Annotated in this window: 17 protein-coding genes and 1 pseudogene; 6 read left to right on the top strand and 12 right to left on the bottom strand. The window is 45.0% G+C overall.

The window, feature by feature from the left end; all coding sequences use genetic code 11:
- Positions 1-219: 219 nt before the first annotated feature.
- Positions 220-2,016 carry an adenine deaminase gene (gene ade, locus AC58P7_RS10730; RefSeq protein ID WP_497342551.1) on the bottom strand — a complete coding sequence of 599 codons (1,797 nt, stop codon included), beginning with the start codon at positions 2,014-2,016 and terminating at the stop codon, positions 220-222.
- A 650-nt stretch (positions 2,017-2,666) separates the two neighbouring features.
- Here ade and AC58P7_RS10725 point away from each other — a divergent pair.
- From AC58P7_RS10725 to AC58P7_RS10715, 3 genes are all read left to right on the top strand, one after another.
- Entirely contained in the window at positions 2,667-2,957 is a 291-nt protein-coding gene (locus AC58P7_RS10725) for a hypothetical protein (RefSeq protein ID WP_497342549.1), read from the top strand.
- A 110-nt stretch (positions 2,958-3,067) separates the two neighbouring features.
- Entirely contained in the window at positions 3,068-4,105 is a 1,038-nt protein-coding gene (locus AC58P7_RS10720; protein ID WP_497342547.1) for an eCIS core domain-containing protein, read from the top strand.
- A 12-nt stretch (positions 4,106-4,117) separates the two neighbouring features.
- Positions 4,118-4,537 (top strand): hypothetical protein, encoded by a 420-nt coding sequence (locus tag AC58P7_RS10715; protein ID WP_497342545.1) that lies wholly within the window; start codon positions 4,118-4,120, stop codon positions 4,535-4,537.
- 269 nt (positions 4,538-4,806) lie between these two features.
- Here the strand turns inward: AC58P7_RS10715 and AC58P7_RS10710 are convergent, their stop codons facing one another.
- The 3 genes from AC58P7_RS10710 to AC58P7_RS10700 form a co-directional block, all read right to left on the bottom strand.
- Positions 4,807-6,033, bottom strand: a complete 1,227-nt coding sequence (locus AC58P7_RS10710; RefSeq protein ID WP_497342543.1) for an RtcB family protein — start codon at positions 6,031-6,033, stop codon at positions 4,807-4,809.
- Positions 6,034-6,084: 51 nt separating this feature from the next.
- Complete coding sequence (locus AC58P7_RS10705; protein WP_497342541.1) at positions 6,085-6,867, bottom strand: nucleotidyltransferase domain-containing protein; 783 nt, start codon at positions 6,865-6,867, stop codon at positions 6,085-6,087.
- A gap of 105 nt (positions 6,868-6,972) precedes the next feature.
- Positions 6,973-8,478 carry a TROVE domain-containing protein gene (locus tag AC58P7_RS10700; protein ID WP_497342539.1) on the bottom strand — a complete coding sequence of 502 codons (1,506 nt, stop codon included), beginning with the start codon at positions 8,476-8,478 and terminating at the stop codon, positions 6,973-6,975.
- A 458-nt stretch (positions 8,479-8,936) separates the two neighbouring features.
- Here AC58P7_RS10700 and AC58P7_RS10695 point away from each other — a divergent pair, with 458 nt between their 5' ends.
- The 3 genes and pseudogenes from AC58P7_RS10695 to AC58P7_RS10685 all read left to right on the top strand — a co-directional run.
- Complete coding sequence (locus tag AC58P7_RS10695) at positions 8,937-10,247, top strand: helix-turn-helix transcriptional regulator (RefSeq protein WP_497342537.1); 1,311 nt, start codon at positions 8,937-8,939, stop codon at positions 10,245-10,247.
- On the top strand, positions 10,234-11,058 hold the full coding sequence (locus tag AC58P7_RS10690) for a WYL domain-containing protein (protein ID WP_497342535.1): 825 nt from the start codon (positions 10,234-10,236) through the stop codon (positions 11,056-11,058). Before AC58P7_RS10695 ends, AC58P7_RS10690 begins: the two co-directional genes overlap by 14 nt.
- A gap of 48 nt (positions 11,059-11,106) precedes the next feature.
- A pseudogene (locus AC58P7_RS10685) lies at positions 11,107-11,345 on the top strand (macro domain-containing protein); the annotation flags it as partial.
- Positions 11,346-11,568: 223 nt separating this feature from the next.
- On the opposite strand, the gene AC58P7_RS10680 reads toward AC58P7_RS10685, so the two are convergent.
- From AC58P7_RS10680 to AC58P7_RS10645, 8 genes are all read right to left on the bottom strand, one after another.
- Positions 11,569-12,117, bottom strand: coding sequence for an RNA 2'-phosphotransferase (locus AC58P7_RS10680; protein ID WP_497342533.1), 549 nt, complete (start codon positions 12,115-12,117; stop codon positions 11,569-11,571).
- 13 nt (positions 12,118-12,130) lie between these two features.
- Positions 12,131-12,835: a hypothetical protein gene (locus AC58P7_RS10675; protein ID WP_497342531.1), complete on the bottom strand. Its 705-nt coding sequence runs from the start codon at positions 12,833-12,835 to the stop codon at positions 12,131-12,133.
- 113 nt (positions 12,836-12,948) lie between these two features.
- Positions 12,949-13,833, bottom strand: a complete 885-nt coding sequence (locus AC58P7_RS10670; RefSeq protein WP_497342529.1) for an ADP-ribosylglycohydrolase family protein — start codon at positions 13,831-13,833, stop codon at positions 12,949-12,951.
- Positions 13,834-13,838: 5 nt separating this feature from the next.
- On the bottom strand, positions 13,839-14,882 hold the full coding sequence (locus tag AC58P7_RS10665) for an AAA family ATPase (RefSeq protein ID WP_497342527.1): 1,044 nt from the start codon (positions 14,880-14,882) through the stop codon (positions 13,839-13,841).
- The gene (pnuC, locus tag AC58P7_RS10660) at positions 14,858-15,523 is read right to left on the bottom strand and encodes a nicotinamide riboside transporter PnuC (RefSeq protein WP_497342525.1); all 666 of its coding nucleotides are present in this window, start codon (positions 15,521-15,523) and stop codon (positions 14,858-14,860) included. Before pnuC ends, AC58P7_RS10665 begins: the two co-directional genes overlap by 25 nt.
- Positions 15,524-15,601: 78 nt before the next feature.
- The gene (locus tag AC58P7_RS10655; protein ID WP_497342523.1) at positions 15,602-16,372 is read right to left on the bottom strand and encodes an NUDIX domain-containing protein; all 771 of its coding nucleotides are present in this window, start codon (positions 16,370-16,372) and stop codon (positions 15,602-15,604) included.
- Positions 16,373-16,561: 189 nt separating this feature from the next.
- Entirely contained in the window at positions 16,562-18,748 is a 2,187-nt protein-coding gene (locus tag AC58P7_RS10650) for a glycosyltransferase (RefSeq protein WP_497342577.1), read from the bottom strand.
- A 372-nt stretch (positions 18,749-19,120) separates the two neighbouring features.
- Positions 19,121-25,678, bottom strand: coding sequence for an S-layer homology domain-containing protein (locus AC58P7_RS10645; protein ID WP_497342521.1), 6,558 nt, complete (start codon positions 25,676-25,678; stop codon positions 19,121-19,123).
- Between the last annotated feature and the right edge of the window lie 123 nt (positions 25,679-25,801).

The following is a 25,801-nucleotide window of genomic DNA, read 5'->3' as shown; positions in this document are numbered from 1 at the left end:
TCCTTCAGATTCGACCTCACGGTCGACACCCTTGTCTTAAGCTATGGCTACTACTGCCTTCGCCATTCGGGACTTGAACCCTAGAGATAGCGCCCATGCTGGGCGCACACGCAAAAAGGCGACCGATTCTTAGATCGGTCGCCTTTTACTTGTTATAAGTTGCGCCTAAAGATGTTCTGCTGACTCCTTCGGCTTTTTGGTATGTCATAACCTCGTCTACTAGACTAGCTCCACATCGATAAGCTTAAACTGGGTTACATCAACAAGCCCGCGGTTCGAAATGCGAATTTCTGGAATCACAGGCAAGGCGATGAGGGAAAACGTCATGAACGGCGCGTTCATGGAACAGCCGATTTGTTTCCACGCTTGATCAAGCTTGGCGACCTCTTCAACGACTTCAGACAATGATTTATCTGACATGAGGCCTGCAATGGTTAATGGAACTTGTGCCAATACAATCCCGTTCTCAACCACGATTGTACCGCCGCCTAATCGAATAAGCTCATTTGCTGCGAATGCCATATCGGCTTCATCGATCCCCATCACTAGAAGATTGTGGCTATCATGCGCCACTGTCGAGGCGACCGCGCCTGATTTGATTCTAAAGCCATGTGCAAAAGCAAGCGAAATCTGACCTGTGCCTTGGTGCCGCTCGATGCAAGCCAGACGAACGATATCTTGCCCCGCATCTGGCTGGATAATGCCTTCTTGGACCGGAAGCTCCGCCGTCATCTTTTCTGTTCTTGCACTGTTCTCGATGACCTTGATCACATTGACCTTCGTCTTATCCTGTTGGATGCAACTCGCAAGCTTGAAGTCAACCGCAGTTAGTTCCCGCTTCACATTCATGGAATTCCGGATGTGTGCCGGGTAGGTGAATGTTGGGAATTCCACCGTGAGCTTGCCCTGCTCGGCAATGATTTGACCATCCGTAATGACTGTGGATGGCTCCATCTTCTGCAGATCATCGATCAACAAGATGTCCGCACACTTACCTGGTGAGATAGAGCCTAGATCATGCTCCAGCTTGAAATAGCGCGCCACATTGATCGTCACCATTTGGATCGCTGTGACAGGGTCAACACCTTCTTCAATGGCGCGTCGCGCCACATGATTGAGATGCCCCTTCTCCACCAGCGTTTGCGGATTCACGTCATCCGTGACAAGGGAAATATTGGACGTATTGACGCCATCCTCGGTGACAATTTTAATGACTTCTTTGACATCATGCCAGGCGGAGCCTTCCCGAATCATCAGGTGCATACCCATGCGAACCTTGTGCAAACCTTGCTCCCGAGTTACCGTTTCATGGTCAGAGGTTACGCCGGATGCAAGATAGGCTTGAAACATGCGATCATCGTCACTTGGAAAATGGCCTGTAACCGTCTTTCCGCTTTGCAGTGTCGCTTCGATTTCGCCGCACATTTTGGGATCACCGTACACGACTCCTGGGAAATTCATCACTTCACCCAGTCCGACCACGTTGTCCCACTGCAGACCCGCTTGAATATCCGCCACTTCCAGCGTTGCGCCCGCATCTTCTAAATCATTCGTTGCTGGCACGCAGGATGGGAAAGTCGTAAACACCTTGAGCGGCAGCTGCTGCCCCTCTTCATGCATGAGCCGAACACCTTCCGAACCAAACACATTCGCAATCTCATGCGGGTCCATGAATATCCCCGTCGTGCCTTTGACGATCGCGGCTTTGGCAAATTCCGTCACAGAGAGCATCGTGCTTTCCACATGCATGTGGCCATCCAGTAAGCCTGGCGCCATGTATTTGCCAGCAGCATCGATCACGACCGTTTCAGGCCCGATGGTATGGTCTGCCTTCCCTATGTAAGCAACTCGTCCAGCCGCAACCGCGACATCCATATGTGTAATAAGTTCACCTGAGTAAACATTGACTAGTGTGCCGTTTTGTATGACGAGATCGGCGGAGGCTTCTCCCATGGCAACCTTAGCCAATGTGCGGCTTACGTCTGTTAGTTTGTTTCTTTTTGTGGAATAGGTCATAGATTTCGTGCTCCTTTGTATATGTGGGAATCTTAGGATGATATTCCTCCTAGTTTAGCACAAACCTCTTTATTAATATAAATGTAGATTAAAACCACCGCTTCAGCGACATCCTATCCCTAACCTAGCTCCACTTCTCTCCCCCTTAGTCGTAGGCCATATGCCACTATCGTGATGATTTTCATCCTTACAGCATGCGAAAAGGACGTAAACTAGTTAAATCTTATGCTGCAGCGATGATTTTCACGCTTACAGGTTAGATTTCCCTGGAAGCAATCAATTGAGAATACCGAAAAACCCCTCTCACAAGGGGTTTTTCATCATGCTATTTAATTATCCGAATATACCACATCTTCGATCAGAAAAATCCAATCACATCTTCGTGGTGACACATACCTTAAATAATGGGTTCAGGGCGCAGAATAGCATTGGAGAACCCATCCAATTTTGTCAAACATGAAAGGTGTGAGGCTTACGGATGATTTCACGTGCTGTTTTTGATGTAAAAGTTGTGCCTGATTTTGAAAATCGCGCGGAGTTACTCGGTGATTGCGGAGGTTCCCCCTTGCCTGAATTTGGCGTCACAATACCCAACGGTAGGGTGGTCTTGCGGAAAGGAACTGCTAAGGTAAGGGTTTCACTAACTAACAATGATTCTTCTGAAATGTATTGATAATATTATTAGTGTGGGTGTAATAACTGCGCGAACGTTAGGCTTGATCAATAAAAGGCGTTACATTCTGCGGTATGACTCGGTAGGTCGAAGCATTTCTTTTTTTGCAAAGCCAGTGTCACGAACCACGATTGCCACGAGAATTGGAAGCACGGTCGTTGAAAAACCGACGGATGGCCGCACTGTAGTCACTCATATAACCGACAATGAAATATTTGTTTCGGCGATCGGCGTAGTGGAACTATACCCCGTGAAAGTAATCGAATAAATACATCTTTTGAACTGTTGTCCAATGGTAACTTTTACCTTAAAATGAAATGGAATCATAAGATATGATATTGAAACTAGCAATGTACTCAATCTAAGGCGGTGAATTTCATGGGTTATCACTCACATGTTAAATATAACCATTCGTCGGATCAGATGGAACTGCAATCAAAATCAAACACATCCGCCCATTTACATAACGCGCAAGCAGCTCCTCTCCCTTTCTCAACATCGCATGTCGCACAACTACAGAGAACAATTGGGAATCGTGCAGTCGCTCAGTTATTTCAATCACGCACACAAACACAATCGGAGAAACCCATTCAGAAAAAGGAAAATAACACAGGCATGCCCGATCAGCTGAAATCAGGTGTAGAGAGCCTTTCGGGTATGTCGATGGATTCGGTTAAGGTACATTATAATTCGGATAAACCTGCTGGCTTGCAAGCCTTAGCTTATGCGCAAGGGAATGACATTCATGTAGGACCTGGTCAAGAGCAGCATTTGCCGCATGAAGCTTGGCATGTGGTGCAGCAGCGTCAAGGCAGAGTATCCCCCACGCAACTGGCTGGAGGCGTCGCCATTAATGATGATCGCGGATTAGAATCAGAAGCGGATCATATGGGGGCTAAAGCAGCTGATTTTGGCGGAGAACGTATGCAAATGAAGCGATCGGACAACGCTAGTTTAGTAAGTGAAGATACATCAACCTCATCGGATACCATCCAAAAGGTGGCTGCCACCCTGTATGATGGATTGGATGCCGCTGATCCAAGTACCTATGATGTCGGTGGTGGGCATTCCTATGCCGATCACGGGGCACATACAACAGAAGAGCAACAAAGGGAACGGTTGAAAAGTGGTACAGCGCCTTCGGGCCGAGTGAGTAAAGTGCCATCAGGCAAAGCCGCTTCCAAATTCGTATCCAATGATAAGCATAAGGAAGCCTTTACGACGGCCTACAGTGCTTTGGTGACTAAAAATAAACCGAAGCAAAATCTAGTCGGTATGGGAAGCATCATTGACGTCGCCGGAGCAGGAGTCGGTTATCTCCGAGATGGCACCGAGGTGGAATGCGATAAGGTCCAATTAGATATTCAACCCGATGGTGGTAAATTGAAAATTAATACGATGTTTCCAGTTAGCTAGGAGGATTAGGGAATGGGTTCATCAAAACGGAACATACTACGCCAACTCTTGGATGAGCTGGCAACAGCGTTAACAGACGGTCCGCCGGTGGCGAATCAAAAGCAAGCTTTCGAGGAGCTCATCGAAACAAACGAGTTGGAAGCACCAGAGTCTGCTCCCTCCTGGCTTATTGATTTGCTCACTGCGGTGAAAGATAGAAAGGTCACAGGTCATTGGGTTGATTTTACGCGTGATTCGGGCGATGACACGAATGTGTTCGATTTCATCCGACAGCTGCATCAGGTGCTCCCGATCCAATACGAGAACAACGAGGAGAGTTGGTTGCTAACCTTTCCTCAGCTCAAACTGGAAGCTTGTATTTCGTTGGAGGGTTCCTGCTATAAGGTGAGTGGGATTGGCGATACGTGGGAATTAGAGGATGAGCTGAATTAAGTAAAGGGTCAGTTTCAAGAGTAGGTATTTCTACTTTTGGGACTGACCTTTTTAGTTGTGCTTAAGAGTGGTGAACCACTCTTAATTCGAAGAAATGATTACTCGGTAATGAAATAGAAGTGGTCAACCGCTTCTATTCTGTGTTTATGCTCGTTTGGAGCATCTACTTCTGCCGTTTAAGAGTGGTTCACCACTCTTATTTCGAAGAAATAGCTACTTGGTGACGAAATAGCGGTGGTCAACCGCTTCTATTCTGTGCTCTTCCCCTCTTAATCCTTATACGGATCAAACTCATCCGCCCCTGCCATACAAACACCTATTGGCTTCAACACGTGCAGAACCTCTATCGTCTCCTCATGTGCATGAAGCACATCCTCCAACTTCCGATAGACAAAGGGACTTTCGTCCGTTCCAGCTCCACGGAGCTCAATGCCGAAATCTTTCACCGCATCCATCATGCGTTCTGGTGAAATTTGCCCGCCGCTTCGGGTGCGGGTTTTCCAGTTCATTTTGCCAGCTGCTTGCGTCCGACTCATGACCCTGCCGGCGCCATGTACGGTGCTGTAGAAAGCGTCCCTATTCTCTTCGGTATCTTTACCTCTGACAATTACGGAGATATCACACATGCTGCCCCCGATAAAGCCAAGTTGCCCCGGAGCAGAAGGCGTAGCCCCTTTACGGACTACTATGGTCTCCTGACCATTATGAACCTCTTTCCACGCAAAATTGTGGTGATTATGTACCGCGAAATCCGCTTCTGCGCCTAAAATAGTGAGTACCTGCTCCATAACATAATCTCGCCCCGCATAGGCATAACGCCCGGCCAGCTTCATGGCTCTGTCATACATGTCTCCCAGTTCGCTCGACAAATCTAGGAGAATCGGCGGCTGATCCATCTTTTCACCAGGTGCGTTACCCAGAAAGTCGCGGCCAGCCGTCAGATTGATGAAACCGCTCGCTGTCTTATGGCCAAATCCACGGCTGCCAAAGTGATTTGCCACCCAAACGCGGCCTGTACTCACTTCCTCAAACACATCCACAAAATGATTACCACTGCCCACTGTACCGAGTTGATCACGTGCTAGTGCCTTTAATTTGTCATGCTCTTGTTTGCCAATTGCTTTATAGACGACCCAATCCGGGTCATCGAACAATGCATGATCAACCTTCTCATTGTTTACACGCCCAACGCCAAAGGAAATCTTACGTGCAATTTGATCCATCATGCCTGCCATTCGAGGCTTAACATCCCTAGCCATTAAGTTCGTTCTTACAGCTTTATTCCCGCAAGCGATATCGTAGCCTACGCCAGAAGGCGATAATTGACCGTCGTATACGACAACTCCGCCTATCGGCTGGCTATATCCTTTATGATGGTCAGCCATTAGGAGCGTTTGAACAACTCTTCCCGTTTCTGAACATGTTTTTGCTTGTGTCAAAGCGCCATCATCTGGTTGTCCCCAAACGCGTACACCGTCTATATTTTGATATGCCATGTAACTCAGCTCCTGTAATTGAAAATTGTTGATTCATGGGTTTTGCTCACCCTATCCCCATACTTCCTTCAATGCCTTTCGAAATAAATCGTCAAGCTGGCTATCCTCACCACCCTCACCCGTCTGCATGGTGGACGCCTTTCGATCATAATAAGCTATTCTCGCTTCTAAAAACGCGTTGATCGGATTGATTCTTGGCTCATAATCCATCTCGTCGCCCGCTATTTTACGGACTAGTAATTCTTGAATAGCAGCCTTTAGCTGACTGCCCTCTGGGACTAAACTGTCGACAAGTACTTGAAACTCGATGGGTGGCATTGTGTTATGTCGCTCAATCCATTCACAGGCCAAGATCGGGCGCAGGACATAGAAATACTTTTTAATTTTGACTTGCTCACCTTGCAAGTATTCCCGATAATTCCCCTTTGCCATGTGCAGGTAGTGGTGCATACAAGATTTTGGCGAAAAGGTTAGCGGAGAGATTTGACGGATTTGTTCAGCTATCGTGAAATTCTCCATATACGGAATGGGAGACTGTAGCCACTCGAGCAACGGCGGGTTCGATTTGCGAAACAGATTTAAGGCTTTCTTCAAATCCCAGCCATTGATATCCAGCATATCGCTGATCGGCCGTTCGATGACATCGCGTTTTTCAAAAATCGATAGGTACCAATCCACGGGTCTGATGTATATAAATCTTACGTCATAGTCGCTATCTTTGGACGGGAAGCCCCATGCTCGACTGCCTGATTCACAAGCATACAAGATGCGAACTCCTTCTTCCATTTCGATGCGTTTCAATTCTTCTAGGATTTGTTGATGAACATCGGACATGTGGTCTTCCTCCTTTGATTTATGTATGTATTCAACCACAGGTTGTTAATCCCTTCCAAATGAAGATGAAAGACCACGAACTCTTCGTTGGTGGCCATTTCACCCTCACTCAATATTATCTAACTCTATCGCTGCTACCCGCTCCAGAAGTGTTGAATACCCTTGTACAGACTGCGCAATGTAAGCAAGCACCGTGTCGCTCCACCCATAAATGTAAAAGGTTTGAGGATCCTGTACCGGAACCATCGCATGCCGGTATGGGGCTATATCGACGATGAATGCCTTCACGTCTTGGTTCACCTTTGAGCGATACCGCTTCAAATCTGCGTAGAAGGAACTGCCGCTGTTTTGCTGCTCATCTGTGATGATAATGATTTGATCCACTTTCTTGCGCTCATGAATAAGCTTCCTTACCGGTGCCCCTGTATCCGTTCCGCCGCAAGCGTGTATCTGTGCCGCCTGAGTTAGGATACTATCCTTGCGTGAGGGTTTAGCATCCACGACATCCGTATCAAATAACCAGAATAGGGAGTTCCCTTGCGTCTTTTTGTACAGAGCCAGTGCGAAAACCGAGCCAATTTCTAGATATTGACCGTTCATCGAACCCGAGATATCTAGGAAAATAGCTGTGCGTTCTCCGAGGTCTGGCAGATTATCAAACGTGAGGTCCGTCGCTTCTCGTAAAGCGTCTCGCAAATCCGAATGCTCCACCTGGCGGAACGCGGTCGCTAAGCGGAATGGCATGATCTTTGCTTTGCGAAGCGCCACCTTGTCCGTTATCCGATGGATGACATAGTCCAAGTTCTTCTTTTCCTCCAAAACACCAGCCCGCAACAATGCGTTCATATGACGAAGCAGCGCGAATGTCGGCATTTGATAGAGCAAAGCCTCCCAAACTGCCTTCGATGGCTTGATTGCACCTGTAACGGTTTCATACGGCAGCTTCCCCCGTTCAATCCATGCGATCTGATCCTTCTCCGTTGTGGAAAGCTTTAAATTCTCCAGCGCTTCCACCTGCGGCAGCAGGGCAAGATTCGCTTCTTGTCCCCGCAAATAACGGAACAACGCCTGCTGCTTCAAGTCTTGTGGTTTCGGATGTGCAGTAGCGATCGCATCACCAAGGCTATATCCTCTTCCTTGCCCGTTATACTTCATCGCCCAGTATTCAGATACGCTGGCTAAGAAGCGGTTTACCTGCCGTTTCACTGCACGCCCGCCTTCTCCCCGTCCAAGCCCATTCAAGATGGTCAGAAAATCAGACAAATCCGAAGGTATACGGACAACCTGTAGGAAGACTTTCGCAAATAAATCTGGACGGTACTGGGACAAAATCGCAAGGCCGAACAGCGGCTGCAAGCGCATGAACCCTTCATTTCGAGCGAAAACAATTGCTTTGGCCATAAACGTCGGATTCGCATCCGCCATCTCGTGATGAAGCTGCGCCGCTTCGGCTACGAGTTCATTTTGATCCGCATAAAACGTATTGCTCATTGTATTGGTTAGAAGTGTCTGTAGATACTGCTCTTCCACAGATCGCGTGAATGCAGGATAGTTGTTTTTGTTAACGGTATTCGGTCTAAGCGAACCAAAAAGCTTCTTGGCTATACTCATGTTCATAAACCTCCTTGAATTAAACACTGGTGAGGAAAAAGCGAGATAGGTTGTCTGCAGGAGTCGAACCTGCCATACTGCCCGGGTTTTACTATTGTTCGATTTAGCTCGAAGTAACCCATCTCAGCGCCTCACCAGTTATGTATTTGTGTGAAAAATCATCGAGGAAATGTGTCGGAAAGGTACAGACTGCTCTACCACTGAGCTATTCTGCCTTTCGGCAGAAGTTGGATTCGAACCAACGACATGTCGCGTCACAGGGCGAAGTAACCCTTCCAGGCGCCTCGATGATTTTTTTTCCAACACTTTATCGTGTCGGCCTTATGTACCTATTTTCGCTCATTTCTAACGCAACGAACATGGCAAAAGTATTACGACCACAGAGAAAGTTTTCCATTTCGCCCAATTCCATCCCCTGTTACAATGGGTATATGATGCAGATTGAACGGAGGATTCGGGTGGCTAAGGAAAGCTTTGATAAAGAGATCCAGTTTCTACGCATGCTTGTTCTAACGAGTGGCGCCTACAACAGACAGCAATTCTCAGAGAGACTGGGCATCTCGATCCACACCTTTGACAAGACCATTCGACGTTTAAAAGAGATCGTGAGCTCCACCTACCAGCACTTACCGCAGGAGGAGCGTAAAGAATTCGCTGAGACGATTCGCTTCAGCTATTACGAGTCCACGGATCCGATGCTGTTGTTCTTGTTTCGTGCCAAATCCCTGAAGGAATCTGAATCGCAGAGGATCTCATTGCTCTTAGGGGCCATGAATGAAAAAGCGCTGACAGCCATGGAACTGCTAGACTTCTGTTGCGCCAGTCAGTCTTCCGAGCTTTCACTGCCCGATGAGAAAACTATTCGTTCCGATCTCAAGTATTTGGAGGAAGTTGGTGTCATTACAAGACAGCCGGGGGCTCGTCCTTATCGATACTGTATCCAGAATAGCTTGATAGAGGAATTGTCGGATGAGGAACTTTATGATGTATATGATTTCGTGGATGTCATGGCGAATACGCAAGTACCATCTGTTCAAGGCTATTTGCTGCGCGATGGCTTGAAGAAGCATTTTCTTCGCCAGCAGGCTGAGAAGCATGCCATTGAACCTTTTTTATATAAGTACCACTACTACTCACGGATTTTGGATGAAGCACATTTGTTTACGATCCTTCATGCCATTCGCAGCCATCGTAAAGTTCGCTTCTTATATTTCTCACCGAAATCCGAAAAAAGCTACGCCTCCAAGAACACGAACCCTTTATTCGAGCGAGATACGAATGGGAAAGTTGAAAAAACACTCCCCCTTAAAGTCGTCTACGATCACCAGTATGGACGATGGTATTTACTCACAAGTGGCAGAGAGGGAATTCGGAAGTATCGCTTGGAGGGAATCACCCAAATCGAAGAAGATGAGTCCGTAGCTGAAGATGTATTTGAGAACAGGACGAATGAGCTGCTTGAGAAAATTCGGTATAGCTGGCTGATTGATACGGGGCGGCCCGTGACGGTTCGTGCTCGATTTTACAATCCAGAAAGGGCTGAGCCTAACTTCGTCAAGGAGCGAGTACGACTACAAGGTCAATGGGGGCAAATTGTGCAAGAGGACGAGCACTCTTTTATCTATGAGATCACGGTGAACGGGACGACTGAAATTAAGCCGTGGCTGCGCAGTTTCGGTTCTAGCTGCGAAATCCTGGAGCCTGTCCAGTTACGCAGGGAAATGATCGCCGAATGGAAGGAGATTCAAGCCTACTATGAATCTGTTTGAGAAAATTTTTAACCACCAGATTATTTCCCGTCTGGAGGACTCGGGTACGTTCATGGTCACCTCGCACGAAAGAGCCTGGCTCAAAACGATGCTAGGGCATCCCGCGGCGGATGAAGCTTTCACGCCTGACACGTTAGGCAAGCTGCGCTCGATCCTCGAACAGGATGCGGTCATGGATACCTCGGAACATCTCATTGAAAAAGCCAGAAGTATGGAAAAACAGATGTATCATCCGCTGTTGCGCCCTTTAAGAAGGCTTATCACTGAAAAGAGCGCAATTCGTTTAACTTGCGAAATCAAAGGCGGACGCATTCATTCGAACCAATCCGGACTGCCTTACAAATTAGAATATTCCATGGTCAAAAGAGAATGGTACCTGCTGTGGTATCATCTCCGCCATCACGCTTTTATGAGTACCAGACTGGATAAGATTACATCTGTTTCTGCAGAAGAACTTCAAACTTTTGATGTAGATAGCATTCTTATGAAAATCAAACAGACCCTCGACTCTCGTAAAGCCGAAGCTGTTATTGAAGTCGTTCGTGAATATAACAGAGAGTTATCCCGTATCCTATACGCCCTCTCCAGCTTCGAGAAAGACGTTGCATACGATGCGGATAATGATATTTATAGAGTTCGAGTATGTTTGCTCGGCGACGAAAAGGAGTATTTGCTAAGCAAGATCCGTTTTCTCGGGAAACGAGTTCAGGTCATTGAAGGGGATTATTTGAAAAGACGTATGTTGGAGTCATCGACGAAGGCATTGGAGCGGTATGGGGTGTTTTCGGTTGGTGAGGAGTTATCTTTGTAATATTTTGTTTTGAATGCTTTTGTAGGAGGAGTCCATTTGCAAAATTTCATCACGGTTAATCAAACAACGCTTACCGTTACTAAAGGGGACATCACAAAAATCGAAGTTGATATTATCGTTAATGCTGCAAATACAAGCCTTCTTGACGCGGTGGCATTGATGGCGCTATACATAGAGCCGGGGGCAAAAAGCTCCTAGCAGAGTGTGTAAAAATTAGAGAACGGCAAGGAGGCTGCAAAGTCGGTGAGGCAGTAATTACAGCTGCAGGCAACTTACCTGCCTCCTACGATTTAGACAAGGAATGGTGATCTAAAATCAAAAAATCAGATGATTGGAATCATGAACATACAGACAAAAATGCTAGAACGAAGAAGCATAGATGGATTGCAATTGCAGGCGTAGTGTTTATTCTTGCTGGTGGGCTATTTTTAATGTTCCTCTCAATTAAACATTTTCTAACCCAAATTTGTGATTTGACTCATTGTTAGTGAACAGCTTAAAATGAACGATCTACTGGTTCTTCGATATGTATCGTGCAGGCACTACATCGGCAAGCCAAACGCCATGATTGGCAGCATAAAACTTCACGCCATTGTCGAACGCAGCTTCGCCATCTACTTCAAGAATAACTAACTCTCCTCGTCTTTTCCCTGCTAGAATTGCGAATTCAAGTGACTCAGATAGATGAACATACTGCCTGCCCATAGGCTTAATCCCATCAGAAAGAATGATATCAACAACTTTCGTATTGGTACCATGATAAAGTACTTTGGGCGGCCTCGACTCTTTATATGCCAACCTGTCTACACTGTGACCATAGTTGGCACGAATACAATCATTTGCGATTTCATAACGCTGTTTAGAGCAGTTTCTAACCACCTGAGTGATATCTTCAATTGAGATAAATGACCATCTAACCTCTGAGCATATAGCGGCTAATAACTCCTCTAGATGGCAGAACCCCTCGTGGTCCAAAGCCAAACCAAAATGCTCAGGAGTATGTCGTAGAATCTTACTCATAAATTTACTTAAGCTCTCTTCTTGCTTATTCGATAGCATGTTGACCTCCCCTTCAATTAGCGCTTTCTTTTGTTTTCCCTAAAACATCACCCTTAAAATAATAGAAAAAATTCAACCCATTGTCCTTTGATGTGCCGATACGATCAGCATGCGAGTGCGCATCAAAGTTATATCTACTATCATCCTCTAAGTCGGTAAATCCGTCTGCAATATCAGACAAATTCAAGAGAACATCACGACCACCACTTATAATCAACATTTTGGAGTAAGCCTTTGTATGAAGTAGATTCTTAAGTTGCCAATATACATACTTTTCTTTATAAGAACGAAGAACTTCATAATCAGGTTCAATTCCAACTGTCGTTTTGGGAAGGTACCGAATAGCCTTTATAACTTTTTTTATATCTTTCGAACGAATATGTAAGTTGTGAAAGTTAAACATAACCAAGTCCAAATCAAATTCACCAATTTTGTACCAACTCTTGATTTCGTCTATTGCCATGGCTGGTGTTTCTTGATTTAACATTGGCCTAGGCACATAGAACATGACATTGCTCTCTTTATGTTGGGAGGCAATTAGAAGCAAATCTCTCATAAAAGTGAACCCTTCCGCATTGGCAAGCACGCTACGCGAATCAATGACCGGTTCTGCGAACCATAGTTGATGCGGTATGTTAAGCGGTTTTAATACAGTAATTACTTTACTATTCACTTGTATTTCATATTTTGAAAACTTCTTACGCCACCAAATTCCCATTCTACATAACTTCATCTCTAATCGTACCACATATTGGAATTTATATGGTTAGGACAAATTTATTAAAGCAATACTATCCTCAATTTTGAAAAACGGTTATTATTTCTCAACAATCACAAACCAGCCCTCACCCCAAGCAACCGCGCCGAAATCTCGTCCAAGCGATCCTTAATCAAAATCGCCTCCGCATACTTAGCAGGAATCTGCTCATAGCCATAATAAATGCCTGCCAGCCCACCGGCAATCGCGCCAATCGTATCAGAGTCTCCGCCTAAATTAGCTGCTCGTTGTACGACCTCACTAAAATCCGAAGCCTCCAGCAAAATGTAGAGCACCCAGCGAAACGTATGAACCACAAACCCACTGGCTTCGCAATTTGGCTCAGACGTGAGTATACTTTCATATTCGGTTCCGATCAGCTCCTGCTGGATCACCTCTTTCAACTCTTCTCCCTGTAATAATCGAAAAGCTATGCGATTATAAATGATACAAGCTTGGCTGCACCTTTCATCATAGTGGGTCATTTTGGATTGCATATGGGAGATGCGCTCCATTTCATCCACGTTTGTGTAGGCCAAAGCGACGGGCAAACAACGCATTAAAGAACCGTTTCCTCCGCTCTGACCCATATCGAGATCCGTTATATAAGCAGCCTCGAACCAATTCCCTTCGTAATTTTCAAAAGTATGTCGAATGATATTGCCAATATCTTTTGGCCTCGTTTGATACCAATTCATAAACTGAACACCGATGGCATCTAGCGGATTCCTCGGCTGTTCCAATATCCCCTCGGTCACACACAATGTCATCATCGTATCGTCTGTCACTTCCCCGGGCTCTAATCGCCACACACCCCCGCCAATGATCTCCGTCAAGTACCCATATCTCGCTTGGATTTCCCGAACACTCATAAATTCGGTCGTTCCGCCCAACGCATCGCCAATGGCGACGCCATACAGTCCGCCTTTGATTTTGCCCAACAAGTTCGTTTCATTCATGATCATTACTCCCTTCCACCGCTAACTGTATTCGTCATTAAACATTCACTCAAACTACGATATTTACGATATTGCTTCAAAATCTGGCTGACGTTTTCTGCTCTCTCTTCGAGAGTCCCATTTAGCATGAAATAAGGGATTTGTCTCATTTTCAGATCAGCGATAATCTGCTTCTGGAACACAAATCTCTGTACCTCCCCTGAACGATCCCAGGTATCCGCGTAGGGAATATCCGTATCGCAAACAAAAACAAGATCATACCGTGACGCCGCATCCACTGCCATTTGTGTCAAACGTGGCGTCGCCTTGCCGTGATAGTAGTGAGAGAACATATACGTTGTAATCGCATTGGTATCGGCGAAGAGAACATCTCGCGCTTCCTTCATAAGAAGCTCCTCCCTTTCCAAATGTCCCTCCGCAATCTCTTCTAGCTGCTCTAATGTTAATCTTCGATCTACTTGGTGCTTCTCCCAATATTCCCGTCCATACTCTGCCATCCAAACTGTATTCTCCCGCTTCGCCATGTAGGCGGAAAGGGTGGATTTACCTGTCGAAGGAGCACCAAGAAATACGACTTTCGCAATCATATCCTTATAAACAAGGGGACTCAGGAACCTTCTATTGTCAAAAGGCTGTTGCCTCACTTGGGTACCAGAAACCGGAAATGTATGCCGATCCGGATCGACCTGGCGGTTAACTGCCCCTAAAGCAGCACTCATATGATCCCCGTAAAATTCGCTGGAATAAAAGTGTGTAACCTTCTGCCCCTTCAGCTTCTGCAGAATATATGCTTCATGCATGCTTTTAATTTCTGGCGTATCCCCCATTTCCATAGGACCGTCCCACGCTTCGATAATCTGCACCTGCGGATAGAGGGTACGGATCCAATTAGAACGGACACGCAAAGGAATATCCGTCGTTTCGGGACAATCGTAGATGACAACGATCACTTCATCCATCTCCTTGATTGCTGTCTCAATCATGAATTGATGACCCCCATGCAGCGGCGCAAATTTCCCGAGTGTCAAGCCTGTTCTGTGTTGGGACATAGCGGCTCCCTCCGATCTACGAATTGTAACTCTCGTTTCCATCCGACATATCCGGCAATGGCGATGAACAAGAAAATAAAGTACAGGAAGGCTACTGCATACAGATCTTTGTAAGCATACATGGCTACTGACATTACGTCGACGGCAATCCAGATGAGCCAGTTCTCAAGCACTTTCGATGAGAGTAAATACTGAGCTATGACGCTTAGGGTCGCAATGAGAGCATCGGCATATGGAATCGATGCATCCGTATATGTTTGTAGAACATAGCCCCAGAGCAGGGTCACAGCCACCAAAATAATACTTAAAATGAACGTGAGTCGGGATGTTATTTGTCGAGTGGGGCGAACCTTCGTTCCTTCTCTTTTCGTCAGCCAAATGATCCAACCATACACACTTAAGACGAAAAAGATCACCTGCAGCATCATATCCGCGTAAAGTTTGGCCTCCCCGAACATCACGAAGAAACAACCAACATTGACCAGGCCTACCGGCCACGCCCATATATTTTGCTTAGCTGTCAACCATACGCACAACAAGCCTGTCGTAGTCGCAACGATTTCAATGGACGTTGATGATGTGTAGATGGCAATGGCAACCATACTGATGAATAATACCAATAATGACCATGCTTTTTTCATACAAAACGCCTCCTTAAGTTTAATTCCCGCCAAATAATACTGTCAATACGACATTATCAAAGGGTAAAAGAGAAGCGCCTAGCTGTAAATGGACAGCTGTGGCGTCAGATCGGTAAAACGGTATAACTGCGCTGCTCGCTGCGAGTAGCGGTTTGAAAGCTTTGGCACTCCGTTACGGTCTACTGCTTCTTCAATAATTCCTTTGCGGCTTTGCGTAGACGTGATTTTGCGAATGAAGTTACTTTCCTCAAAATTCGGAACTACGGTTTGGATGACTTGATACAGTTCACCAATCGTAAACTCTTCAGGAAGGAATTCCTTGGCAATCGTCGTTGTGAGCATCTTTTCTCGGATTTTCTGCAACGCGTCGGTCAATATCTCCCTATGATCAAAAGCTAACGCTAGCCCAAGAGCCTCCTCAACAGTAAATAAGCGCACATCAGACGCATCCGTGTCGGCACGCCTTTCAGCTAACCACTTCTCGTGAACTAAGGCGAAGAAAGCGTGAGAAATGATCCATCCTCTCGGATCACGGCCAGGTTGACTGTAGACGTTAAAGTATTCCATATGAACATCCGTCACACTGGTTTCTTCTTGCAATTCCCGCATTGCACATGCGTACATACTTTCCGTCTCTTGGCAAAACCCGCCAGGTAAAGCCCATTGGCCTTCAAACGGCCATTGTTTTCTTTGTATTAGCAGGACCTGCAGATCCCGAATGGGCAGCGCCTTTTTTGTGGTATTTTTCTCAGTTGAGGTAATAGTGAAGATGACGATGTCGCTAGGTGCTCCATCAGGTGTCCGATATTTATGGGAAGTGTAGGGTGATTCATTTTCGTTAGTATCCATTGTGCCACCTGCTTTCACAACTTTAATGTCGATTTGATATTATCATTATGACATGTTTAATCGCAATGTCAAGTAGTTCATCGCCCCCGCTATCCAATTTGAATGCTTTAAATTCCTAAAAAAAGAAGCCCTATAGGCTTCTTCTTCAATGATCTTGTTCGTTACGTTTGACGATTTTTCCTTGTCTATTTATGCTCTCTTTTGCTTTTTCACTCTTCTTTTAGTTGCTTTTATTCGCTTTGTTACTCTTCTTTTAGTTGCTTTTATTCGCTTTGTTACTCTTCTTTTAGTTGCTTTTATTCGCTTTGTTACTCTTCTTTTGGTTGCTTTTATTCGCTTTGTTACTCTTCTTTTAGTTGTTTTTATTCGCTTTGTTACTCTTCTTTTAGCTGGTATATTTTTCTTTAAGATGTACTTTTTTCCTCTTAGCAGTTTTAATTTTATTCTTCTTCTTAGCAGTTTTATTTTTTTTCTTCTTAGCAGTTTTAAATTTACTCCTCTTCTCTTCAATTCATTAATTTTTTGTTCATACAACGTGATATATTGGTCCACCATTGTAGAAGTCGTGAACTTGTTAAGCACATATTCCCTTAGGACATGTGATGGCGGGAATGACTCATATAAAGCTTTGTGCGCAAGTTCATCTATGCTATTGCATACTAACTGAGGAAAACCTTCAAGTACCTCTAAGGCGGCACCATTGTTCAAGGCTAATACGGGGGTGCCTGAAATCATAGCCTCAATCAAAACAAGTCCAAAAGGCTCCTTCCAAATAGACGGAAAGAGGACACATCGAGCTCTCTTAAGGAGCTCCTGTTTTTGTTTGCCTGCAACAGCGCTTATATATTGAATGTTTTCATTATTATTAATACGGGGCAGCAAAATGTTACGGAAATATTCTTCATCATTAATGGGTCCGGCTATAATAAGCTTTTGATGATTGCGTTCAGCGACTTCAATTGCATGAATGACGCCTTTGTCGGGTACTATCCTCCCGATAAACAATAAATAGTCATCTTTTTCTTCACTGTACTCGTATTCATTCGGGTTAATTCCGTTGTGAACGACTTGGCCTTTGGCGCTAGCATTTTCCCGAGCAGCGTAACTGACATAAACGGAATCATGGAATCCTTTATTGGTAGGTAAATGATGAGTGGGTAACACGGGAATTCCCATTTTTCTTAATCTGACGATAGATGTAAACGTGTGATCATGAATCAGATCTACTTTCGAAGGTCTTGTTTTTCGGATAAATGCGGGTAAGTGTCGATCTTCGAAATTTTTGGGGAAGGGTACTAACTTGGCTGAAACTTTACTTCCCTTACGAGCATATAAAACAACCTTATGTCCACGTTTTACCAATTCCTGCGTAATTTCGTAAACCATTTTCTCTGTTCCAGCTGCGTCAACAGCTGATACAGGGGTACAGACAGGTGAAATGACTTGTATGATTCTCAAGGTTCGTTTTTTGGGAGCCGCATATTTTTTCGTTCTGTTGTTAAATAAACCAAATAAGTCACGAATTTCTCTAGTTTCAACTGCTTTGCGATTATACTCTCCGCCGCTTAATAGTTCTCGATGCTTCCTTGCATATGCCCAGAAATGTTCAGCATACTCCGGTTTGAATCCAATATAATAATTAATACATTTGGTTACAAAAAAGAGAATTTCCTCTTTAAACCTATAATTCAAGTGTGCATGTTCGATTAAACGGTCCCAGGCTCGTAAAATATCTAATACTTTGGGTCCGCTGCTATTTGCGATAGAACCAGGTCTAGACCTTTTATAATAATATAAGGGAACATTCAAATAAGCTGGTATATTCGCTAGACTGATCAAAATTGGAGTTGATGCAACATCCTCATACCAAATATTCAAATACTGAATTTTTTGTAGTAATTCCTTTTTGTAGAGCTTATTCCAAGGAACCACTTGAGCGTAAAGAATAGCCTGTTTTTGCGTAAAGATGTCTTGTGAAAATCCCTTCTCTGGAATAGTCAGATCTTCATCTTCATACCTACTAAAATAATCACAAATTACCATGTCATGCCCATCTAAAGCTTTTGTATACAACACTTCAAACATATTGTTAGCAATCCAATCATCCGAGTCAACGAAACCAATATAGTCACCTCTAGACTGTGCAATCCCTACATTCCGAGAGTTACCTACACCTTGGTTTTCAGCAAAGTGTATACTTATAATACGTTCAGGTTCTTGTTTCACGAACTCTTTAATAATTTCGGAGGAATGGTCTGTTGAACCATCATTGATAATAACTAACTCCATGACACTCCATACTGTTTGGTTAATTATAGATTGCAAACACTTACTGAGGAATTCCCCAGTATTGTAAACAGTTACGATAACTGAAATTTTGGGGCGAACTGATGTTTCTCCTTTTGAAATGATCTCTGTCGAGCCAAGAATAGGTTCCCCCTCCTCTACTGTTGAATTTCATACATTCATATTCCCTATAGATGACTATGGCTTGTGTATCTGCTGACTTTCCCTATAAATAGGTATGATTACTTCCGGTAAAAGTGATTTTTCTTGTACAAATCTTAGCTGAAATAGGAATCATTAATAAAGAAAGACCGCCACGAATTTGTGACGATCTAAGAAGGGTGCTCCAGCATTTTCAACAGAACCGTTACAGCCTCTGCTGAATAATGAGGGTAATTCTCAAGCATTATCTTTAATTAATTTTTAAAAACCTGCTTGCCTTTCGGTAATATGTCATGTTAGTTAGTATAAGTAATTATACAGATTATAGATTAGAACGGCAGCTTGCGCTTTTCTGGTGGTTGTATCTTTAGGTTGTACGGCATTGTCAAACCCGTGGATTAAACCAGCCTGTACCAAAGCATTGACGCTTTCTGCGGCATAGCCGGCAATGGTAGCTTTATCTGTAAAATGAGCGATTGAATCTACCGATGCATCCGTCAATAATTGTTTACCAGCTGCTTTCAAAGCACGATTGGTTAAAACCATCATATCTTCTCTCGTGATCTTGGCATTTGGATTAAACCTATTATTGCCGTCGCCGAAGGTAATGCCAAGCTTTCTGGCGATTCTGATCGCATCACTGTAGTACTTGTCAGCGGAAACGTCGGCAAATGATTCACCCAATTCGCCTTGCAGTCCAAGGGTTTTAACCAGTAGGACTAGGAAATCAGCGCGCGTTACCGCTTGTTCGGGACTGAACTGATTATCCGATGTACCATTTATGATCCCCTTGGACGCCAACGTTCCGATTTGCTCTTTAGCCCAATCTAATGCAGCCACATCTTCGAAGGTCTTATCCACGTAGGATACTGCATACGTACTGAAATGCGTAGTAGAGAAAATGACGGCACCCGTTTGAGGATCATATTTGCCGTTTGGTACAGGAACGACTTGTCCTTTTCCATCGATATAAAGGACCACAATGTGTTCAGGATTTTTCAGCTCCTGAGCAGTCGGTGTATACGGTATGCTGACCGTAACTGGCGCACTTGGATTACTCCAGCTCACTTTGGTATCCCCAGACTGAACATTCAGTTCAATAACAGGGCGATTCCCAACGGCGTTTTTCGCAGCACGATTTAAACTATTTTTGTCTACATGAGCAATCTTGAGCGAGAGATCGCCTGCAGGTGCGTCTGTTCCTTTAAACATATTGCTTGGTACATCGATTGAAGCAATAGCCGTTTTAATCACAAGATGAATAGGCTCTTTGTTGCTAGAGATTGAACCCTCCGGCAATTGCTGCACGTATTCTTTGGCTCCTGCGATTTCTTTAATGTCCAAACTGATTTTCGTTTTGCCGCTAGCATCTGAATTTGCCTCGTCAAGTGCCTTTTTCCATTCGTCTGCATCAACAGTTGATTGAACGGAGCCATCTTTTACAGTAACTTTCGACTCAACTGTGATTTGTTCAGGGTTTGGTGCTGGCGTTGGTGTCGACGTTGGTGAAGAACCGCTATCCAATTGACTAGTCGTAGATGCAGCCGCACGTGTCACCGTGACGGTGTATGTTTTCGTTGTTGTACCGTCCTGTGCTTTCACGACTACCGTAATGGTATTCGCACCTACGCTAAGCTGAATTGCTTCGTTTGTATTACCGTTAGTTACACTTACTCCGTTCACCTTCACACTTGCCGTTGCATCTGATACCGTCGGTGTGACCATCAGGCTCGTCACGCTGTTCGCTACGCTTTGCGTATAGCTTGTTGTTGCTGAAGCAAATGTCGGGTTCAACGCTCCACTGCTTACGCTCAAGCCGCTTAAGTCTGCATTGCTGCTTGGTAAATCTTTGATCGTGATCTGTGTAGAACCCGACACGTCAGGATTGTTAATGGAGCTAGCAGTCACTTTCACGGTGCCGGCCGATATTGCTGTTAACTCACCATTCCCATTTATCGTTGCCTTGTTCGTGACTAAACCGTCTGGTTCATATACTGCCCATGTGACAGAGGACTCCGTCACATCCGCAGGAAGCACATCTGCGGTAAATCGTAGTGTATTTCCTGTTGTGATCTCCGTTTCACCATTCTTCGTACTGACGTTAACCTTCGTCACCGCTTGAAACGATTGGATTAGTCTGATGAAATCCAATTCAGCAAAACCTTCATTTTTTGTAAACCGTATCGTGTTCTCCCCCGCAATTAGCTCGACAGTCATCGTAATGATCTTACGGTTTCCTTTATTCCCAAATTCATTTATCCAACCCCCAGTTGGAGCCAAGATAACCGGAGATAGTTCAATACCGTTTACAGCAAGCTTATCGGATGCATTACTGCTTGTTCCGTTACCATATCCGATCTCCATCGTATAAATGCCGGAAGTTGGAACGATAACGCGATGCTGTACATAGCTGTTAGAGTTATTTATGAAACCGACATAGCCAGCATCCGACGCGTAACTGCCGCTGAATGTCAGCGCATCGTTGATCTCGGATTTCTCTGCTTCCGAACGAAGCTCGAATATTCCCTTCTTGTTCAACTGAATATAATCGATATCGACAAGTCCCCCTGTCGCTCCTTTTATCAGTCTGATCGTATTCTCACCCGCGATTAGACTAATATTAACGGATTTTTCACCGGTATGACCGTTCGAGAGCCAGCCGCCGGTTGACGGATAAGATACTGTAGCTGTGGCTTCATTATTAACCAACAGCGATTGCACGGATTCGGTATCTGTACCGTTAGCATATCCGATTTGCAAGGCATACGTAGCGGTATTAGGCACCTTTACATGAAATTCCACATAGCTGCTCGGATCATTCATGAGTCCGACATAGTGTTTATTCGATACGAAGTCGCTTTCCAATATTGTCACTTGATGAAGGGTCGCATGCTCACCTTCGTAGCGGGATTTCTCCGTACTCGATGGGGTAATGAGCAAATGATATCCCCAAATCTTATGCATATCGGTTATCGGCACCGTGATTTGGCCATTCACAATATCGAATTCACCTTCATAGAGAGCGATCGGCTCTTTTACTGCACTATCAACACCATTCCACGGGGATGCTTCCACCTTCACGTGTGCTCGCTCGGAATAAAGAGACGAAGAATTGAATCCATTGACTACTATCCTATTGCTGCCATTGTCTCCGCCGAATAAGACATGTACTTCACCGCTCGTCTCATTGAGGCTTGCTATTCCGTCGAGTCCCATTGCAGCGGTCCTTGCTGGTACCGTCATGGTCATCTTCCCTGACATATCTCCGTACCATTTGTACAGCCACCAAGATCCATTTGCTTCACCCGTATTCGTGATAATATTGCTCATCCTACCGGGTCTGAACCAGAAAGCGGCATTTGCAGTCTCCACGCCGCCTCGTTCAAATTGAGCGATATATTGGATCGTATTCCCTGGGATCGTATCCTCGGAAGCCGCCATATATTCGTTAATACTGATCGGCAATGGAGCAATGCCAAGATCCTGCTCAATCTGCCTGTACGTCCGTATACGCGATTGAATGTTTTGCGGATTAGGTTTACCTTCGTAGTCACCTAACTCGTGCCAGCTAATGATATTGGGCAAACAATTATTCTCTTTACAATAAGTCAAGAATGCTCTCATCTGGCTTTCTACAAATATACTATAGCTTGGGCCCATAATTGGCGTTGTTTGATCTAAAACCCGAACGCGGTTATAGGTGTTTTTCCAGCCTGCAAGGAAATTGCCAGCTTTCGTTGTATCCCATGTCCAATCTGGCTCATTCCATAATTCGTAGGCATAAATATTATCGTAACCAGAAGCGACTCTCGCATTTACAATATTGTCGACCTTGCTGTTCCAGTCATCCAAGCCTATCCATTGGTATGGAAAGTTAGGATATATATCTGGCATTCGAATCGTCACCTTTGCACCGTTACGTTTAGCGATTGGTGCCACCTTGAGTGCGTCCCCAATCGGCGTCGTCTCTCCATTCGGCAACTGTCCACCATCAGGTGCCATCTGCGTGAACATCAAGGGCTTGGTCGGGGCGATTAAGTCATCCCCTGGCCGACCTTCCTCTGCCAAACCATATAATGAGCCGGAAGCTGCATGAGTTACCGGGCGATATCGGTCAGTCAGGTCCACTACGAGAGGATGGCTGCGTGTAATCGTTAACGATACCGTATCGGATGCATGCGGATTATCGACAGAGGTTGCAGTAATCTTAACATCTCCCGGTGCTAATCCCTTTAACAATCCATTCTGGGTAATACTAGCATAGGGTGTTCCTGAACCATCCGAATTCACTACGGACCAAACAACCTGTTTATTCGTCGCCCCAGATGGGGTAACTTCAGCGCTTATCTGCAAAGAATCATTCACAATGACTTGTGTATTATCCTCCACTTGAACGTTGACCGATTGCACGCCAACCTCAGGTACAACGCCGACTACTCTTATATAATCCAGCTCAGCGTAACTATCACCTTTTGTTAATCGAATCGTGTTGTCACCCGCCCTAAGCGTGGTAGTAATGATAATCGTCTTACGATTGCCACCGTTTGGAACCGCATTCATCCAGCCACCTGTCTTCGGATAAGTTACGTTTCCGGCGCTTTGTCCGTTTACTGTCAAAATATGTGAAGAAGAGTTGGACATCCCATTGGCGTAACCGATCTCAAGCTCATAAACGCCAGCCGCATCCGCATGAACATTTTCAAATTGAACATAGCTGTCTGCAAAGTCTATATTTCCGACATAACGACCTTCTGAAGCATAAGAGCTTTGCCGGTATACAGCACGATTTACTCTTGCTCCTTCTGCTTCATATCTTGCTACGATAGGTTCAACCGTGTTTACGGTGCCATCCGACGTCGTAATGATCATGCTGTATCCCCATGCGCTTTTCAATCCGCTGAGTGGGACGGAAATCTGTCCATCGTGGACTTCAAAGTTTCCATCGAAATAATCGAATGGCTCGTCAACGGCTGTGTCCACTCCGTACCAAGGTGTCGCTTGCACCTTCACATGGACCTCATTTCCAAAGTTCAAGGTATCTGAGAATCCCTTTATCTGAATGACAGAATCTCCGTCCGTTCCACCGAACAAGATTCGAGCCGTTTCCTTATCCGTATCTATGCTCGCAATGCCATCCAATCCCAGCGTCATAGTCTCTGATTTAGGTTTTGTCATCGCCATGTTGCCAGTCATGTCGCCATACCATTTATACAGCCACCAGCCGCCATTCTTCTTTCCTTGATCCGTAATCAGGTTGCTGAGCCGTCCTGGCCTGAACCAGAATGCAAGATCGGCCGTATCTACACCACCACGTTCGAATTGTGCGAAGTATTGCACCATGTTGCCAGGAATACCTTCTTCGGTCTGAACGCCGTATTCATTGATACTAATCGGACGTGGAGAAATACCTAACTCCACTTCCAACGCTCGATAACTTGCAAGATGGTTCTTAATGTACGGGGTACCAGGCTTGTCTCTGAAGTTACCTTCCGGCTCCGGATCTCCAAGCTCATGCCAACTGATGATATCAGGCAAGCAATCATTTGCTTTGCAATAAGTCAGGAAATTCCGAATATAAGTCTCATCGTAAAGACTAATGCTTGGACCCATAATCTTAGTATTGGGATCCAAAGATTTGATTTTGTCGTATGTTTTTTCCCAACCTTCATTAAAGGATCCAGCTTTCGTCGTATCCCAAGTCCAATTCGGCTCGTTCCATAATTCGTATGCGTAAATGTTAGTTGCTCCAGAGCTTATTCGGGCATTCACGATCGACGTGACTTTAGCGTACCAATCATCCCAGCTCACCCATTCATAAGGGAAATTGGGATACTTATCCGGCATACGGATCGTGACAGTCGCCCCGTTCTCCTTCGCGATCGGTGCAACCAGAAGTGCATCGCCAATAGGTGTCGTCTCACCATTCGGAAGCTGTCCGCCGCCTGGTGCCATCTGCGTGAAGTTCTTAGGTTTTATCGGAGCAATGAGTGTGTTGTCCGGTCTTCCTGCTTCCGCCAAACCATAAAGCATACCAGAAGCTACATGTGTTGCAGGGCGGTAAGCGTTCGCCAGATCAACAGTAAATTTTGGCATATTGGACGCTATATTCGCCGTTGCGGTATATGCGCCATATGTGGCGGTGATCATTGCGGTTCCTTCCCCTACCCCGGTAACCGTACCAGACGAATCAATCGAAACGATCTGATTATTGGAGGAAGCATAAATCATGCCACTCAACAAATTAACAGTTGAACTGTCGGAGTAGACAGCTTGTACAACGGTAGGTGCTGTCTTCCCTACATCAACAGATATTGAATCGCTCCCAAACTTAATCGACGAGAGGGATGCTTCTTCTGTTAGTTTCCACACGTGGAAATAGTCCAAACACATGCCATTCGATACTGCTTCTGAACGAAGTGTAATGGTGTTTAATCCAGCTTCAAGCTGTATCGTTTTTAAGACTGTATTCCACGTATTCCATGTGCCCGTATCCGGAAGACTCAACGTTGATACTTTTAGATGACCATTGGTATCTATAGCTAACGTTCTTTCTTTAGCTGCACCAACTGTTCCAGCGGTATATCGGAAGGCGAAGTTGTACCATCCAGCGGTGCCAACCGTTACCTCATAAGTGATAAACGAATTGGCACTACCGTGATCGATCCAAGCATAACCTCCTTCTTGTCCATTATTATCGTTACCAATATTTCCAGGATTTGCAGCTTCGCCATTAATTTTAATTGCATCCTGCGGTATTTCTATATCGGCTGCAGCCGCAATCGGTACTTGAAGAAAATTGATCAAAAGAGAACAGATTAAAAACAATGTACCAAACAATTTTCCTATTCTTCTTTTCAAGAAAAAAACCTCCCATTATAAAAATAAAGCGTTTACAAGAAATATGGCCATGATTCGCAAGGCACTGATTAATTTATAAATACCACGGTTATTCTCATTAGAGCAGATGTACTTTCCTAATGT

The organism is Paenibacillus sp. J22FR5, from assembly GCF_059691975.1.
The sequence above is the reverse complement of the archived record's forward strand: the minus strand, read 5'-3'. Positions and strand labels throughout refer to the sequence as shown.